This window comes from Paraburkholderia phymatum, from assembly GCF_040965635.1.
In the GTDB taxonomy this organism is placed as follows: Bacteria; Pseudomonadota; Gammaproteobacteria; order Burkholderiales; family Burkholderiaceae; genus Paraburkholderia; species Paraburkholderia phymatum_B.
Map to the genome: position 1 here is coordinate 180,371 of NZ_JBFRCH010000004.1, position 14,734 is coordinate 195,104.

Annotated in this window: 15 protein-coding genes; 4 read left to right on the forward strand and 11 right to left on the reverse strand. The window is 64.3% G+C overall.

Going from position 1 to position 14,734, the window contains the following annotated elements; translation table 11 throughout:
• Position 1: 1 nt before the first annotated feature.
• From AB4Y32_RS10320 to AB4Y32_RS10330, 3 genes are all read right to left on the reverse strand, one after another.
• Positions 2-1,384 carry a 3-carboxy-cis,cis-muconate cycloisomerase gene (locus AB4Y32_RS10320; RefSeq protein WP_368721505.1) on the reverse strand — a complete coding sequence of 461 codons (1,383 nt, stop codon included), beginning with the start codon at positions 1,382-1,384 and terminating at the stop codon, positions 2-4.
• A 161-nt stretch (positions 1,385-1,545) separates the two neighbouring features.
• Complete coding sequence (locus AB4Y32_RS10325; RefSeq protein WP_368721245.1) at positions 1,546-2,205, reverse strand: 3-oxoacid CoA-transferase subunit B; 660 nt, start codon at positions 2,203-2,205, stop codon at positions 1,546-1,548.
• 16 nt (positions 2,206-2,221) lie between these two features.
• The gene (locus tag AB4Y32_RS10330) at positions 2,222-2,923 is read right to left on the reverse strand and encodes a 3-oxoacid CoA-transferase subunit A (protein ID WP_368721246.1); all 702 of its coding nucleotides are present in this window, start codon (positions 2,921-2,923) and stop codon (positions 2,222-2,224) included.
• Positions 2,924-3,418: 495 nt separating this feature from the next.
• Here AB4Y32_RS10330 and AB4Y32_RS10335 point away from each other — a divergent pair, with 495 nt between their 5' ends.
• Both AB4Y32_RS10335 and folE read left to right on the forward strand, forming a co-directional pair.
• Entirely contained in the window at positions 3,419-4,342 is a 924-nt protein-coding gene (locus AB4Y32_RS10335; protein ID WP_368721247.1) for a LysR family transcriptional regulator, read from the forward strand.
• 112 nt (positions 4,343-4,454) lie between these two features.
• A complete protein-coding gene (gene folE, locus AB4Y32_RS10340) occupies positions 4,455-5,084 on the forward strand; it encodes a GTP cyclohydrolase I FolE (protein ID WP_368721248.1) in 630 nt (209 codons plus the stop codon).
• Between the two features lie 84 nt (positions 5,085-5,168).
• Here the strand turns inward: folE and AB4Y32_RS10345 are convergent, their stop codons facing one another.
• The 4 genes from AB4Y32_RS10345 to AB4Y32_RS10360 all read right to left on the reverse strand — a co-directional run bounded on the left by AB4Y32_RS10345 (position 5,169) and on the right by AB4Y32_RS10360 (position 8,455).
• A complete protein-coding gene (locus AB4Y32_RS10345) occupies positions 5,169-6,092 on the reverse strand; it encodes a DMT family transporter (protein ID WP_368721249.1) in 924 nt (307 codons plus the stop codon).
• Positions 6,093-6,193: 101 nt separating this feature from the next.
• Entirely contained in the window at positions 6,194-7,021 is an 828-nt protein-coding gene (locus AB4Y32_RS10350; RefSeq protein WP_368721250.1) for an AraC family transcriptional regulator, read from the reverse strand.
• Positions 7,022-7,104: 83 nt separating this feature from the next.
• Positions 7,105-8,037 (reverse strand): serine O-acetyltransferase EpsC, encoded by a 933-nt coding sequence (epsC, locus tag AB4Y32_RS10355; RefSeq protein WP_368721251.1) that lies wholly within the window; start codon positions 8,035-8,037, stop codon positions 7,105-7,107.
• 184 nt (positions 8,038-8,221) lie between these two features.
• Positions 8,222-8,455 carry a hypothetical protein gene (locus AB4Y32_RS10360; protein WP_368721252.1) on the reverse strand — a complete coding sequence of 78 codons (234 nt, stop codon included), beginning with the start codon at positions 8,453-8,455 and terminating at the stop codon, positions 8,222-8,224.
• A 300-nt stretch (positions 8,456-8,755) separates the two neighbouring features.
• On the opposite strand from AB4Y32_RS10360, the gene AB4Y32_RS10365 reads away from it, so the two are divergent.
• Both AB4Y32_RS10365 and AB4Y32_RS10370 read left to right on the forward strand, forming a co-directional pair.
• Positions 8,756-9,205 (forward strand): DUF3005 domain-containing protein, encoded by a 450-nt coding sequence (locus tag AB4Y32_RS10365; protein WP_368721253.1) that lies wholly within the window; start codon positions 8,756-8,758, stop codon positions 9,203-9,205.
• 296 nt (positions 9,206-9,501) lie between these two features.
• Positions 9,502-10,110 carry a short chain dehydrogenase gene (locus AB4Y32_RS10370; RefSeq protein WP_368721254.1) on the forward strand — a complete coding sequence of 203 codons (609 nt, stop codon included), beginning with the start codon at positions 9,502-9,504 and terminating at the stop codon, positions 10,108-10,110.
• Positions 10,111-10,231: 121 nt separating this feature from the next.
• Here AB4Y32_RS10370 and AB4Y32_RS10375 read toward each other — a convergent pair whose 3' ends face one another.
• From AB4Y32_RS10375 to AB4Y32_RS10390, 4 genes are all read right to left on the reverse strand, one after another.
• Positions 10,232-11,137, reverse strand: coding sequence for an ABC transporter permease (locus tag AB4Y32_RS10375; protein ID WP_368721255.1), 906 nt, complete (start codon positions 11,135-11,137; stop codon positions 10,232-10,234).
• Positions 11,137-12,024 (reverse strand): ABC transporter permease, encoded by an 888-nt coding sequence (locus tag AB4Y32_RS10380; protein WP_368721256.1) that lies wholly within the window; start codon positions 12,022-12,024, stop codon positions 11,137-11,139. The genes AB4Y32_RS10375 and AB4Y32_RS10380 overlap by 1 nt, the downstream gene beginning before the upstream one ends.
• Positions 12,021-13,100, reverse strand: coding sequence for an ABC transporter ATP-binding protein (locus AB4Y32_RS10385; protein WP_368721257.1), 1,080 nt, complete (start codon positions 13,098-13,100; stop codon positions 12,021-12,023). The genes AB4Y32_RS10380 and AB4Y32_RS10385 overlap by 4 nt, the downstream gene beginning before the upstream one ends.
• A 161-nt stretch (positions 13,101-13,261) precedes the next feature.
• Positions 13,262-14,452 (reverse strand): ABC transporter substrate-binding protein, encoded by a 1,191-nt coding sequence (locus tag AB4Y32_RS10390; protein WP_368721258.1) that lies wholly within the window; start codon positions 14,450-14,452, stop codon positions 13,262-13,264.
• Positions 14,453-14,734: the final 282 nt, after the last annotated feature.

The window sequence follows — 14,734 nt, forward strand, 5'->3', positions numbered from 1 at the left end:
TTTACTCCTGATGTTGTGTCACGCGTTCTTTGCGCGCGGTATGAAGAGCCAGCACGGCGTCCACGAAAGCGTGCGCGCTGCCGACGTAATGAGCGGGATCGAGCAGACGTTGCAACTGCTCGACGGGCAGGTGTCGAGTGACGGATGCATCGGCGGCCAGCACGTCGAAGAGCGTCTTGCCGGACTTCACCGCTTCCTTCGATGCCTGCTCGACGAGATGATGCGCATCGAGCCGGCCGATCTTGTCGCCGAGCGCGAGCATCACCGCTTCGCCGAGAATCAGGCCGTGCGTCACGTCCAGATTCTTCGCGAGCCGCTCGACGTTCACTTCGAGCCCCTTCGCGATCTGCTCGATATTCGCGAGCGCGCCGCCCGCGAGGCGCGCAAGATCGGGCAGCGCATCCCACTCGGCCTGCCAGCCGCCGAGCGCGCGCTCATGCTCCTGGACCATGCCCGCGAACACCGTCGCGACGAGACCGGGCGCACGCGTCGCCGCCGTCAGAACGGCCGCGCAGCCGACGGGGTTGCGCTTGTGCGGCATCGTCGACGAACCGCCCTTGCCGGCCGCAACCGGCTCGCCGAGTTCGCCGAGTTCCGTCTGCATTTGCAGCGAGATGTCGCGCGCAATTTTCCCGAGCGTGCCGATCAGCATGCCGAAGAACGCGGCCGCGTCGGCGATCCGATCGCGCTGCGTGTGCCACGGCACGGCGGGCATATCCAGTTTCAACTCTTTCGCCAACGCTTCGGCAACCGCGCTGCCCTTGTCGCGCAAGCTCGCAAGCGTGCCTGCCGCGCCGCCGAATTGCAGCACGAGCACGCGTTCGCGCAGCGCGTCGAGCCGCTCGCGATGACGCAGCAGCGCATCGAGCCATTGCGCGAACTTCAGGCCGAGCGTAATGGGCAGCGCCTGTTGCAGCCACGTGCGGCCGATCATCGGCGTCGCGCGATGCTGCCGTGCGAGCGCGGCGATCGCGTCGCATATGGAAGACAGAGCGCCAGCGAGCAGATCGAACGTATCGCGCAGTTGCAGCACGGTCGCCGTATCGATGATGTCCTGGCTCGTCGCGCCCCAATGGACGAACTTCGACGCTTCCGCGTCGGCGTCTTTCACGCGTGCGGTCAATTGCTTGACGAGAGGAATCGCGAGATTGCCGCCGAGCGCGGCATCGCGTGCAAGCGCATCGGCGTCGAGCTTGTCCGCATGACACGTCGCTTCGATCGCGGCGACGGATGACTGCGGAATCACGCCATGCGCAGCCGATGCGCGCGCGAGCGCGGCTTCGACATCGAGCATCCGTTGCAGCGTCGCGCGCGGCGACCAGATGTCGTTCATCGGCTGCGTGCCGCAGATCAGGATGGTCAGGCGGGCGCTGGCTTCTAGCATGATGGTCGGTGCTTCGGGATGAATGCGCGTCGATATTGCGCCTGAATGCAGCGCCTGAAAGCGCGCGGCGTTCGGCTTCATTGTCGCCGAACGCCGCGCTGAGGTCACGCGCGCTCTTGCGCGCGTTTTTCTTTACGCGGTGACCTGGCTTTGCGCGAGCCTCAAGCCGCGCGCGCCTGCTGCGTGCCGTCGATCAGCGCGACGCCCGTCAGCTTTTCCAGTTCCGCGAAGTCGATATCGGAGAAGATCTCGCGCACGACGAGGCCGTCATTCGTCACGTCGATCATCGCGAGGTCCGTATAGATGCGGTCGACGCAGCCGACGCCCGTCACGGGATACGAGCACTCCGCGACGATCTTGCTTTCGCCCTGCTTCGTCAGATGCTCCATCATCACGAACACCTGCTTCGCGCCGATGGCCAGATCCATCGCGCCGCCGACTGCGGGAATCGCGTCGGGCGCGCCTGTGTGCCAGTTCGCTAGGTCGCCCTTCGCCGAGACCTGGAACGCGCCGAGCACGCAGTAGTCGAGATGGCCGCCGCGCATCATCGCGAACGAATCGGAGTGGTGGAAGAACGCGCCGCCCGTCAGCAGCGTGACGTGCTGCTTGCCGGCGTTGATCAACTCGTCGTCCTCGTCGCCTTTCGCGGGCGCCGAGCCCATGCCGAGCAGGCCGTTTTCGCTGTGCAGGAAGATTTCCTTGTTCGCGTCGAGGTGATTCGCCACCAGCGTCGGCACGCCGATGCCGAGGTTCACATAAGCGCCTTCAGGAATGTCCTGAGCGACGCGCTTCGCCATTTCATCGCGGGTCAGTCGTTTCATGTCGGGTCTCCTTGCTTCAGGCGGCTTGCCCGGTTCGTTGCGAGGCGTGTACCGCTTGCGGCACTTCGACGATGCGCTGCACGAAGATGCCCGGCGTCACGATCACTTCGGGGTCGAGCGCGCCGAGCGGCACCACTTCCGACACCTGCACGATCGCCGTCTTCGCGGCGCTCGCCATGATCGGCCCGAAGTTGCGCGCGGTCTTGCGATAGACGAGGTTGCCCCAGCGGTCGCCCTTATATGCCTTGATCAGCGCGAAATCGGCGTGCAACGGCGATTCCAGCACGTAATGCTTGCCGTCGATCACGCGCGTTTCTTTGCCTTCGGCGAGCTTCGTGCCGTAGCCCGTCGGCGTGAAGAAGCCGCCGATGCCCGCACCCGCCGCGCGGATGCGCTCGGCCAGATTGCCTTGCGGCACGAGTTCCAGTTCGATTTCGCCGGCGCGAAAGAGTGCGTCGAACACATATGAGTCGGTCTGACGCGGGAACGAGCAGATGATCTTGCGCACGCGCTTCGCCTTGAGCAGCGCCGCGAGGCCCGTGTCGCCGTTGCCGGCGTTGTTGTTGACGATCGTGAGTTCTTTCGCGCCCTGTTCGATGAGCGCGTCGATCAGCTCGGAAGGCATGCCTGCCGTCCCAAAGCCGCCGATCATGACGGTCGCGCCGTCATGCACGTCGGCGACCGCCGACTGGAGTGACTCGAAAATCTTGTTGATCATGTCGAATTTCCTTTGGAACGCGTCGTTCCGCGCGCCGCGTGACCCGCCGACCGCTCGACGGGATTGCGCGCCGGACGGTCTCCACGTCCGCTTTCGTCCTTCATGGCCCTGCTGCCGGCATGCAGACCTGCCGCAGGCCGCATGAGTTTGGTCCGCCTTCCGCTTGCGCTTCGTATTGAACCCGGAAAGTTCTTTATACGAACACAGTTTCGTTTAGCGAACGTACCGGCGCATTATGGTTTGCGCCCGCGTCTCTTGTCAAGGCAACGGATTCGTGGTTTGCCCTAGCGGGCGTTGCGTGGGCTTGGGTGGCGATGCGCCCGTCCATCATGAAGCGCGGGCCGCATCATTTTCCGCCAGCATCCGCGAGGCCGCATCGGAACGCGCCGGCTTGCCGTCGGCGCTTTCCCTGATATGCGGCAGCGCGATTGCCAGGCTAGGTTGTATACGATTTTTCGATAATATGCGGGCCATCGCAACGCCCGCGTCCCAAGCATGGCCGAACTCGATCTCAACCTGATCCCCTACCTCGTCGCGCTCGAAGACATGCGCAACGTGAGCCGCGCCGCCGAGCGTCTCGGCGTGAGCCAGCCGCGCGTGAGCACCGCGCTCGGCCGCCTGCGCGAGTACTTCAACGATCCGTTGTTCGTGCGCACGTCGCGCGGCATGGAACCGACGCCGCGCGCGCTCGCGCTGATTCCCGCCGCTCGCGAGGCGCTCGCGCGCATCGAACAAGGCATGCTCGAAACGCAGGACTTCGATCCCGCGACATCGACGCATACCTTCTCGCTCGCGCTGTCCGACGTCGGCGAAATCGTGTTTCTGCCGCGTCTGTTGCAGCTTTTCGCCGAGCGCGCGCCGCATGCGAACCTGCGCTCGGTGTCGCTGCCGCCCGCGCTGGTCGAACGCGGCCTGGAATCGGGCGACGTCGATCTGGCCGTCGGCTATTTTCCGGATCTGTCCGGCAACAACTTCTTCCAGCAGCGGCTCTTCACGCACCGCTTCATCTGCCTGCTGCGCAGCGATCATCCGCTGGCGGGCGCGCCGCTCACGCTCGAGCAGTTCGTCGGCCTCGGGCACGCCGTCGTGCGCGCGGAAGGCCGCAGCCAGGAAGTGCTCGAACGGTATCTGGAGAAAAAGCGCATTCGACGCCGCGCCGTGCTGGAGACGCCGCACTTCATGAGCCTGCCGTTCATCCTCGCGCGCAGCGATCTCGTCGCGACGGTGCCGCACGCGATCGGCTTCGCCTACGTGTCGGAACATGCGTCGATCACGCTGGTCGAACCGCCTTTGCCGTTGCCCCGATTCGACTTGCGCCAGCATTGGCATCGCAAGTTCCACAACGATCCGCGTGCGAGCTGGCTGCGCGGTGTCGTCGCGGAGCTGTTCAACGATGCGAAGGACGAGTGGCCGAAGTAGCGCGTCGAAGTGGCGCCCCGATGACGCGCATATCCATGTCGGGCGTGGGGTCGCGAAACATGGAACAATGCGCCAACGTACGATGCGCGTTTTACTGGAACTGGAGCGAGGGATGACCACGAAGACAAAAACACCCGCCGACACACCCACCCGTCCGACTCGCGAGGAAGCCGAAGATGCCGTGCGCGTGCTGTTGCGCTGGGCCGGCGACGATCCGCGGCGCGAAGGGCTGATCGATACGCCGGCGCGCGTCGTGCGTGCGTATGAGGAATTTTTCGCGGGCTACGACGTGGAACCGCGCGACATTCTGGCCCGCACGTTTTCCGAAGTGGACGGCTACGACGAAATGATCGTGCTGAAGGACATCCGCTTCGAGAGCTATTGCGAGCATCACATGGTGCCCATCATCGGGCGCGCGCATGTCGCCTATTTGCCTGAGCATCGCGTGGTCGGCATTTCGAAGCTCGCGCGGCTCGTCGATGCGTTCGCCAAGCGTCTGCAGATTCAGGAAAAGATGACCGTGCAGATCGCCGATACGCTCAACGAAGTATTGCAGCCGAAGGGCGTCGGCGTGATTCTCGAAGCGTCGCATCAGTGCATGTCGACGCGCGGCGTGCACAAGGCAGGCGTCGAGATGGTCACGTCGCGCATGCTCGGCACGTTCCGCTCGGACCCATCGACGCGCCGCGAGTTTCTGTCGATCGTCAATAGCCCGACTTCAATGAGCGTGGCGAATACCTGAGCGGCTTGCAGAGCCGTTCTTTCTGACTCGCGTCGAGACGCGCCGCCGGGTCGAACGTCGAAACGCCGCATCGAGCCGCCAGCCCTAACCCGCCGCGCGTCGCGCGCCCATCGGCCTGCCTTGCCCGAACGTCGCGAGCAACATGGCCGCGAGCACGCACGCGACGCCCATCAACTGAGCGCGGCTGATCGGCTCGTGCAGCACGCCGGCCGCAAGCGCAAGCGTCGATACGGGCACGAGCGCCGTCACGAGCCCCGCCTCCGCTCCGCTCACGCGCGCCGCGCCCGCGTACCACAGCACGAAGCCCAGCACCGTCGGCACGAGCGCGTAATAGACGACGCCCGCGAGCGCCGCCATCAGGTTCGCGTCGAGCGGCAGACGCCACGGCGCTTCGAAGCATGCGGGCACGATGGCGACGAGAAAGCCGATTCCACTCATCAGCGCCGACAGCGGCAGCGCGGCGACAGGCGTGCGCAGCTTGCGGTTGAGCAGAATGAAAAGCGCCTCGCAGACAACGGCCGCGAACACCAGCGCGTTGCCCGCGAGAGAATGCGCGCCGTGCGACGCCGTCAGATCGTCGAGCCGCACCGTGCAGGCGAGCACGCCGCCTGTAGCGAGCGCGATCGCGCCAAGCAATGCGGGCGACGGCCGCTCGCCGAGCGCCAGTGCGGCCACAGCCGCCGACACGGCCGGCAGCGTGCCCGCGATCACGCCCGCATCGGCGGCCGAAGCGAGCCGCATCCCGCCGATCAGGCACACCGTATAGCCGACGCTCCCGGCTCCTGCCTGGGCGATCGCGAGCCACCCGTCGTGTGCATCGAGCTTCGGCCATGGAAGCTTCCGCACGCGCATCATTGCGACGAAAATCGGGAACGCAATCGCGAAGCGCAGCGCGGTGGCCGAGAACGGCGGCAAGCCGCCCGCGATCGCCTTGCTGACGACGACCGTGCTGCCCACGCCGATCATCGCGAGCGCGCAATAGAAGTAACCGACGTAACGTGCATGCATGCCGCGCCTCCTCATATCGAACGATGCGAGGAGCGTATGGCGTGCACGAACGCGCAGTCTTGAACGTTATTGCAGAACCCTATGCAAAGCGATCGTGCGAATCAACGGACAGCGCCCGCATAACTCGCGGGCGTGATGCCGAGGAGCCGCACGAATGCACGCGTCATGTGGCTCTGATCCGAGAAACCGGCGCAGACCGCGGCATCCGCGAGCGTCATCCCGCTGGCGATGAGCCGCCGAGCGAGCGCGACGCGCCGCTGCATCCGGTATGCGTGCGGCGGCAAGCCAACTTCATGCGCGAAGCTGCGCAACAACTGGAAGCGGCTCATGCCCGCTTCGGCGGCAAGGTCAGTGAGCGTCGCAGACGACGCGGGATCGTCGTCGATACGGCGTCTTGCTCGTGCGATCGGACCGACGCGTTCGCGTTCAAGCGCGAGCGGCGTCGCGTGATGACGGCCCACATGTGAGAACAGCGTGAGCAGCGCTTCTTCGCATGCGAGGTCATCGAAGCCCGCTCGCTCGTTCGGCGCGCTCACGGCAACCGAGTACAGGCGCGAAAAGCACGTGGACAATTGCGGATCGTGCAGCACAGGCCGCGTCAGTTCCACTTCGCGCACGGGCGCATGCGCGCATTCGGCGAGCGTCGCGTACACGAGCGACGGCTCGAAGTACAGCATGCGCCACGCGCGTCCGTGTTCGTCGAGCGGACTGCCGTCGTGCACTTCGCCGGGATTGACCGTGATGACGTCGTTCGCGCGCGCTTCGACGGGCCCGCGTCCGCTTGCCGAACGCTGCCCGCCCGCGACCACGACGCCAATGCCGAAGCGATCGTGCGAATGACGCGCGAACGCATGCGTCGTGTGTGCGGCCGTCGCTTCGACGCCGTCGAGCGCACAACGCAGCATCTGAACGCGTCCACGCGGCTTCATGTTGTCATTCGCTTGTCAATCGCTCATGTCGAACGGGCGCGGTTCGAATGCGGCCATCAATCGTGCGATCGAACGCTCATCCATCAACGCCGCCCTTCGTCGTTGCGCGTGCGCTCGCCTTCGCGGATCTTGCCTTGCGACACGCTGCTGCCAGGCGGCACGCTATGCGTGAGCCACACGTTGCCGCCGATCACCGAGCCGCGTCCGATCGTCACGCGGCCGAGAATCGTCGCCCCCGCATAAATGACGACGTCGTCTTCGACGATCGGGTGGCGCGCGTTGCCCTTCACGAGCGTGCCGTCTTCATCTGCGGCAAAACTTTTCGCGCCGAGCGTGACCGCCTGATAGACGCGCACGCGCTCGCCGATGATCGCCGTTTCGCCGATCACGACGCCCGTGCCGTGATCGATGAAAAAGCTCGGGCCGATCTTCGCGCCGGGGTGAATGTCGATGCCCGTCGCCGAATGCGCAATCTCGTTGATGAAGCGAGCGAGCAGCGGCACGCCGAGACGATGCAGCGCGTGCGCGAGCCGATGATGCGTCATCGCCCAGACGCCCGGATAGCACAGCAGGATCTCGGTGATGTGCTGCGCGGCGGGGTCGCCAATGTAGGCGGCCTGAATGTCGCTGACGAGCAGCGCGCGGATGGCGGGCAACTGCTTGCCGAAATCACGCGCGACATTGAAGGCGTGCGTGCTCAGTTCGGCGTCCGTGGTCTCGGCGTGCTCGGGCAGAAAGCGCAGCGCGCGGCGGATCTGTTCGGACAGCAGGCGCAACGTGCTTTCGAGCGTATGGCCGACGTAGTAATCGACGCTTTCGTCGGTCAGATCGGGCGCGCCGTAGTGCGTCGGGAAAAGCGCGGCGCGCAATCCGCCGACGATGTTGATCACGGCACCGCGCGAAGGCAGCTCGCGAATGCCGCGCGGATGACGCGTGCGATGCAGCTCTTCACGCGACGCGCGCAAATCGGCGACGATCTGTTCGAGGCCCCAGTTGTGAGAAGAAACATTTGACATGGCGACAACATCGTTCGCGCACGAGGCACGATTAGAGTGAACTGTCCCCAGAGATTACCGCGTTTCGCCGCGTGCCGTGCGGCCCTCGCGCGCGTTGCATATTGCACGCGTGATGCTGTGCGCCTCGCGTCATGCGCGACATTGCGCAGCAAGTGATGTGCTAAACGGCGTGCAATGCAGCCAGCTACACCGTCATGCTGCTCGCGTCGATCCAGCGCACGGCCCAGTCGCGCGCGTGCGCAATAGCAGCGGCTTCGTCGGTGAAACGGAGGTCGGTTGGGAAGAAACGGTTGGCGACCAGTTCGCCATCGCTGGAACGCGATACGACGACATACGGTTGCCATGTTCCATCGCCCACGCGCGCCGGCGCGCAGTTAAGCAAGTAGCCACGATGTGTGAATGCAGCATCAACGTGCATGAGTCACCCGCCCCTGACTGCCCCATAGATGGTCCTTATCGTTCTCTCACGAGTGCAGGTGCCGTGGGCTGAAACAGTCCGCGAGGTCGCCGCGGTCGCCGCGGTCATGCTGGGTGTTGCTGCGCTCGTCGAACAGGAATCATACTCTGTAGAAGTTGGGCGTCCACGAAAAAAATTAGCAAAAATCTGCCGGTCACCCGAAGGGCCGTCACGCGTAGTTCGAAAGGTAATCGTACGCTCACACGGAACGGGATTTGCTCCTATCCTATGTTTGGGACCACAAGCAAAGGAGGACACAACATGAGCCTCAATACACGCCCGGTGCCCGCGACGCAGTCCGGAACCGCGATGGCGCGCAGCGCCGAAATGCATAACGATCGAACGCACGACAGCACCGTCGATACCGACAGCAAGAATCACGAAGCCGCGCGCATCGCGGGCCATGGGCCCATCGGCCCCGACGAGATCACGACGAGCAACGCAACGCTCGTCAACAGCGTGCCCGACGATCCGTTCGCGGAACTCGCGGGATTCGATAGCCGTATCGGCGGCAACCATCTGCTGCTCGCGCTGGAGCCGGGCTATCACGTGATCGACAAGGGCATGATCGCGCCCGAGACAGTCGAGCGCTTCGACGACCGCTTCCACCAGTCGTATTCGCATACGGGCGATCCGTTGCGCGGACGCATGCACTTCGCACTCAACCATCAACGGCCGACGCGCGTCATCGAACTCGAACGCGACGAGTGAGCGTCGTTTCGCGTGACGCGTCAATCCGTTGACGCGTCACGCACGGTTCACGAGCTTTCGCGCATTTTTCGCGTTTTCGCTTCAATCGCGCGTTGGCCGCTCACGCGGCGTTCGTCTGTGCAATGGTGAAGTTTGCGTGCGTTGGCATAATCATCGCGCTTCGTTTCGCTTCTCTGCGCACTCATGGAAGTGCGATTCGAAACTCCCAGTTTCATGATCTTGTCGCGGACGTGCCTTTTTCGGCGGCGTTGCAGTCCGCATAATCGGTGCATCTTCTTGAACTCACGGAGCAGCACATGGGCAAAGTCGTTGTGATCGGCGCAACGGGCACGCTGGGCCAAGCCGTCGCCGCCGCATTGAAAGCGCGTCACGAAGTGATCGAAGTGGGCGCGACGCGCGGCGCGCATCGTGTCGACAGCACGGACCCGGCGAGCATCGAACGGCTGTTTCAGCAGATCGGCAACGTCGATGCCGTGGTCACGGCGACGGGCAAGGTCCATTTCGGGCCCTTGACCGAGATGACGATCGAGCAGTTCTGGATCGGCCTGCGCGACAAGCTGATGGGACAGATCAATTTCGTGCTTGCCGCGCAAAAGTACGTGAACGACGGCGGCTCGTTCACGCTGACGAGCGGCATTCTCGCCGACGAGCCGATCAGCCAGGGCGTCAGCGCGACCACCGTGAACCTCGCGCTCGAAGGCTTCGTGCGAGGCGCGGCGATCGAGCTGCCGCGCGGCATCCGCATCAACGTCGTCAGTCCGACTGTGCTGACGGAATCGATGGAAAGCTATGCGCCGTTCTTCCGCGGCTTCGAACCCGTCGACGCAAGCAAGGCCGCGCAGGGTTATCTGCGCAGCGTCGAGGGCGCGCAGACGGGGCGCGTGTATCGCGTCGGCGGCAATTGAGCCGTTGAGTTATCGAGCGCCGGCCGTTGAGTCCGGCCCGTTGAACGTCGGCCAACGCGTGCCGCGCTGATGCGTGTCGCGCTGATGCGTGCCGCGCTGATGCGTGCGGGCAAGCGGGCGCCTAAGCCCGCTGCTCCTTCACGCGCGACACGATCTGCGTCGGGCTCACGAACTGCAACGCAATCAGCACCCAGATCAGCGTGATCGCCATGTAGATCATCGCCATTGCGTCGATCGATTGCGGCGCGCGCACGCCCGTCGAAAACACCGCGTAGTACAGCGCGACGACGAGCGTTTGCGTCGACGGCCCCGCCGTGAAAAACGTCAATTCGAACATGCCGATCGTGCGCACCAGCACCAGCAGACCCGCCGCGAGCATGCCTGGCACCAGCAGCGGCAGCAGCACGTAGCGGAAATAGCGGAACGTGTTCGCGCCGAAAATGCGCGCCGCCGATTCCAGATTCGGATCGATCTGCTCGATGAACGGCGTCATCACGAGAATGACGAACGGCAGCGCGGGCACGAGGTTCGCGAGAATCACACCGGCGAGCGTGCCCGCGAGCCCGACCTTGTACATCACCGTCGCCATCGGAATGCCGTACGTGACGGGCGGCACCATCAGCGGCAGCAGGAACACGAGCATCGCGAAACGCTTGCCGCGAAACTGCACGCGCGCGAGCGCATACGCGGCGGGCACGCCGAGCAGGATCGACAGCAGCACAACCGCGCCGACCACTTCGACCGTCACCCACAGCACGGCCGCCAGCTGAAAGTCGCTCCACGCCTGTGCGTACCAGTGCAGCGTGAAGCCCTGCGGCAGCAGCGTGCCGAACCAGCGCGTCGCGATCGAATTGACGGCGACCGTCGCGATCAGCAATACGATGTTCAGCAGAAAGAAAATCATCGCGCCCCAGACGAGCGCCTTGTACACGCGGTCGCGCAGACTGACGTGCGGTTTCATCGCCTTCACCGTTTGCCCTTGCGGCGCGGCGGGCCACGGATGCGCGACTTGACGATCGGTTGCCATCAGCCCTTACCTCCCGTCGCCGGTCCGCTGTAGAAGAAGCGGCGCGCGCCCAGCATCGCGGCGACGATCACCAGTTGCACGAATCCCATCACGATCGCGATCGCCGAAGCCAGCGAGTAATCGTAGTTTTCGAACGCGGCCTCGGCGGCGGCGATCGACATCACACGCGTCGGCCCAGCCGGCGCACCGAGCAGCACCGCTGATGGAAACACTGAAAACGCCTGCACGAACGACAGGCACGCGGCCATCGTCAGCCCCGGCACGAGCAGCGGCAGATAGATCTGCCGGAACTGTTGCCACGGATTCGCGCCGAGCGTCGCGGCGGCGCTCGCGAGCGTCGGATCGATGCCCGTCACGTAAGACAATGTGAGCAGAAACGCGAACGGAAAGCCCGACACGATCAGCGAGATCAGCACGCCCCAGAAGTTGTGCGTGAGGCGCACTTCGTCGGTGTAGAGATGCAGCCCTTGCAGCGCCTGCGGAAACCAGCCGTTCGGACCGAAATACGTGAGCATGCCGTCGGCGATCAGCACGGTGCCGAGCGTGATGGGAATGACGAGCAGCGTCGTCACGAACTTCTGATACGGCGACGGACGGCGCAGCGCGAACGCGACAGGCACCGACACGCCGACATTGATCAGCGTCGCGGGCACGGCGAGCTTCAGCGTGACGAGAATGGTCGGCCACATCGACGTGTCGCTGAAGAACTTCGCGTAGTTCGCCCACATGCCGCCGCCTTCCATCGGACTGAACGACAGCGCGAGCCCATAGACGAACGGGTAGACGAAGAGCGCAAGGATGAACAGCAAGGCGGGCGACACGAGCCACGCCTTGCCGTCGCGCGGCGCAGCGAGCGCTCGCGAAGCGGAGGACGTCACCGTGCTCATGTCGGTTCTCCGTCGTAGACCAGCGTGCGCGTCGGCGGCACGCGCAGCGTGATGCGCTCGCCCTCGGTGAATTCGCCCGCGACGCGCGCCCACAGTTCGCCGAATGCGCTCTTCACGCGAATCAACGAATCTCGGCCGCCGTACTCGACGGTCGTCACCTGCGCGTCGAATGCGTTCTCCGAACCGGGCGCGGCGCGCTCCATGTCCTCGGGGCGCAGCGCAACGGAAACACGCTTGCTGCTGAAGCCGTCCATCGCCATGCCGATGATGCGCACGCCGTTCGCCTCGACGGCCACGCCTTCGCCCTGCGTACCTTCGAGCGTGAACGGCAGCACGTTGCGATAGCCCATGAAACGCGCGACGTGCAGATTCTTCGGACGTCCGTAAACCTCCTTCGGCGTCGCGACCTGCTGCACGACGCCTTCTCTCATCACGACGATGCGGTCGGCCATCGACAGCGCTTCGTCCTGATCGTGCGTCACGTAGATGGTCGCGCGATCGAGTTGCGTGTGAATGCGGCGAATCTCGGCGCGCATTTCGATGCGCAGCTTCGTGTCGAGATTCGACAGCGGCTCGTCCATCAGGATGAGCGGCGGCTCGATCACGATCGCGCGCGCAATCGCGACGCGCTGTTGCTGGCCGCCCGACAGCTGGCCCGGCAGCTTCTTCTCGTGGCCGACCAGTTGCACGAGTTGCAGCGCTTCTCGCGCGCGCTGCGCCGTTTCCGCCTTCGCGACGCCGCGCATCTTCAGGCCGAAGCCGACATTGTCGAGCACCGACATGTGCGGAAACAGCGCGTAGTTCTGGAACACCATGCCGAAGCCGCGCTTTTCGGGCGGCAGCACGTCGATACGTTTTTCGTCGAGCCAGATGCCGCCGCCCGACAGCGGCTGCAAGCCCGCGATGCAGTTGAGCGCCGTCGACTTGCCGCAGCCCGACGGCCCCAGCAATGCGATGAATTCGCCGCGGCGGATGTTCAGATCGAGGCCCTGCAACGCGGCCACCGCCTGCCCTTCGGCATTGGTGAAATTGCGGCAGACGGACTCGAGGCGCAACTGCTCAAATTGATGCTTCATGGTCGCTTCCCTACGATGTTGCATGACAGCGCCGCAAAGCACGGAGTGCTCGCGGCCCGCCGTCACAATCGCCGATGCGCGCACGACGCGCACAAGATGCATGCACGATACGCGCGCCCCGGCTGCTCCGCCTCGCGCGATGACGGATACGCTATCGGGTCTTATTTCGTCTTCTGCGCGCCGACTTCGCGGTCCCACTTCTGGAACGCCGCCACCATCGCCGCCGCGCTCAACGGCAAAACGTGCGGACGATCGGCAAGCAGCTTCGCGTATTCCGGACGGCCGAATTTCTTCAGCACTTCCTGGCTGTGCTCCGGCGCCTGCGCTTCCGTCACGCCCTTGATGGCCGGGCCCGGATAGAAGTACCCGTCGTCATAGGTCATCGCCTGCTGCGCCGGCTCCAGCATGAAGTTCATCAGCTTGTAGAGCACGTCGAGCTTTTCCTTCGGCACGCCCTTCGGAATTACCATGTAGTGCGCGTCGTTCACCCACGTCATGTTGTCGAACGCCTGCACCTTGAATTCGGCGGGCACGATGCCGAGCGCGCGCGGGTTGATGTCCCAGCCCGTCACCGTGACGGTCATGTCGCGCGTGCCTTCGCCCAGCTCCTTCATCACGGCCGACGTGCCGCCCGGATAGTAAGGAATGCAGTCGTTCAGCTGCTTGAGAAAAGCCCACGTCTTGTCCCAGCCGTTGACGGGATCTTTCGGGTCTTTATCGCCGAGCACATACGGCAGCCCCATCAGGAACGTGCGGCCCGGGCCGGAATTCGCCGGACGCGCGTAGATCAGCTTGTTCGGATGCGCCTTGCACCACTGGAGCAGTTGCTCGGGCGTCTTCGGCGGATCGCTGACCTTGGCTGGGTTGTATTCGATCAGCGGACCGGCCGGCATGTACGCGACTTCGACGCCGAAGCCTTGCGCGATGTCCTGCATCTTGCGCGGACCCGGCGCGTACTTGTCGAGCACGCCGGGCAGCGCGGCGTTCTGGTCGGGCAGCAGCTTGATCCACAGATTCTGTTCGATGCCCGCCGCGAGCGCGTCGGTGCCCGTCAGCACGAGATCGATGTCCGAGCGGCCGGCCGCCTGCATCGCCTTGATCTTGCCGGGCAGTTGCGGCGCGGGCGCGTTCGTGTACGTGATGTTGGAGACGAGATTCGGGTATTTGGCCTTGAAGGCTTCGAAACCTTTTTGCGTCAATTGAAGATCGCCGGCGACGTCGACGATGTTGAGCGTGACGGCATCGGCCGCCCGCGCCGTTTGTGTGAACCCCGGCGCGAACCCTGCGACTGCCGCGCCAACTGCCACGCACACACCTGCCAACTTCACCGACAACCTGCCAGAAAAAGCCATTTCGTCTCCTCGCCTCTTGGTATGGAACGCCCGCCGACCGGGATGCGGCGGTGACGTACTACGGGCTGCTAGTCAGTGAAACATAACGAAGGCGCGGGCATGATGTCAAGCAAATTCTACCCGATGCCGTTCGTGGCAAGGCAGACTTACAGAATCTTCAAATCCTTTTGTGACAACGATTTCAGCCAGATGAGCAGGCCTGGCCGTTGGTCATAGGGAGAATACTGACGCTCGACTTGTTAGGCAACTTTGAACAATCGGCCAGTCGTCGTGCTGGACGCG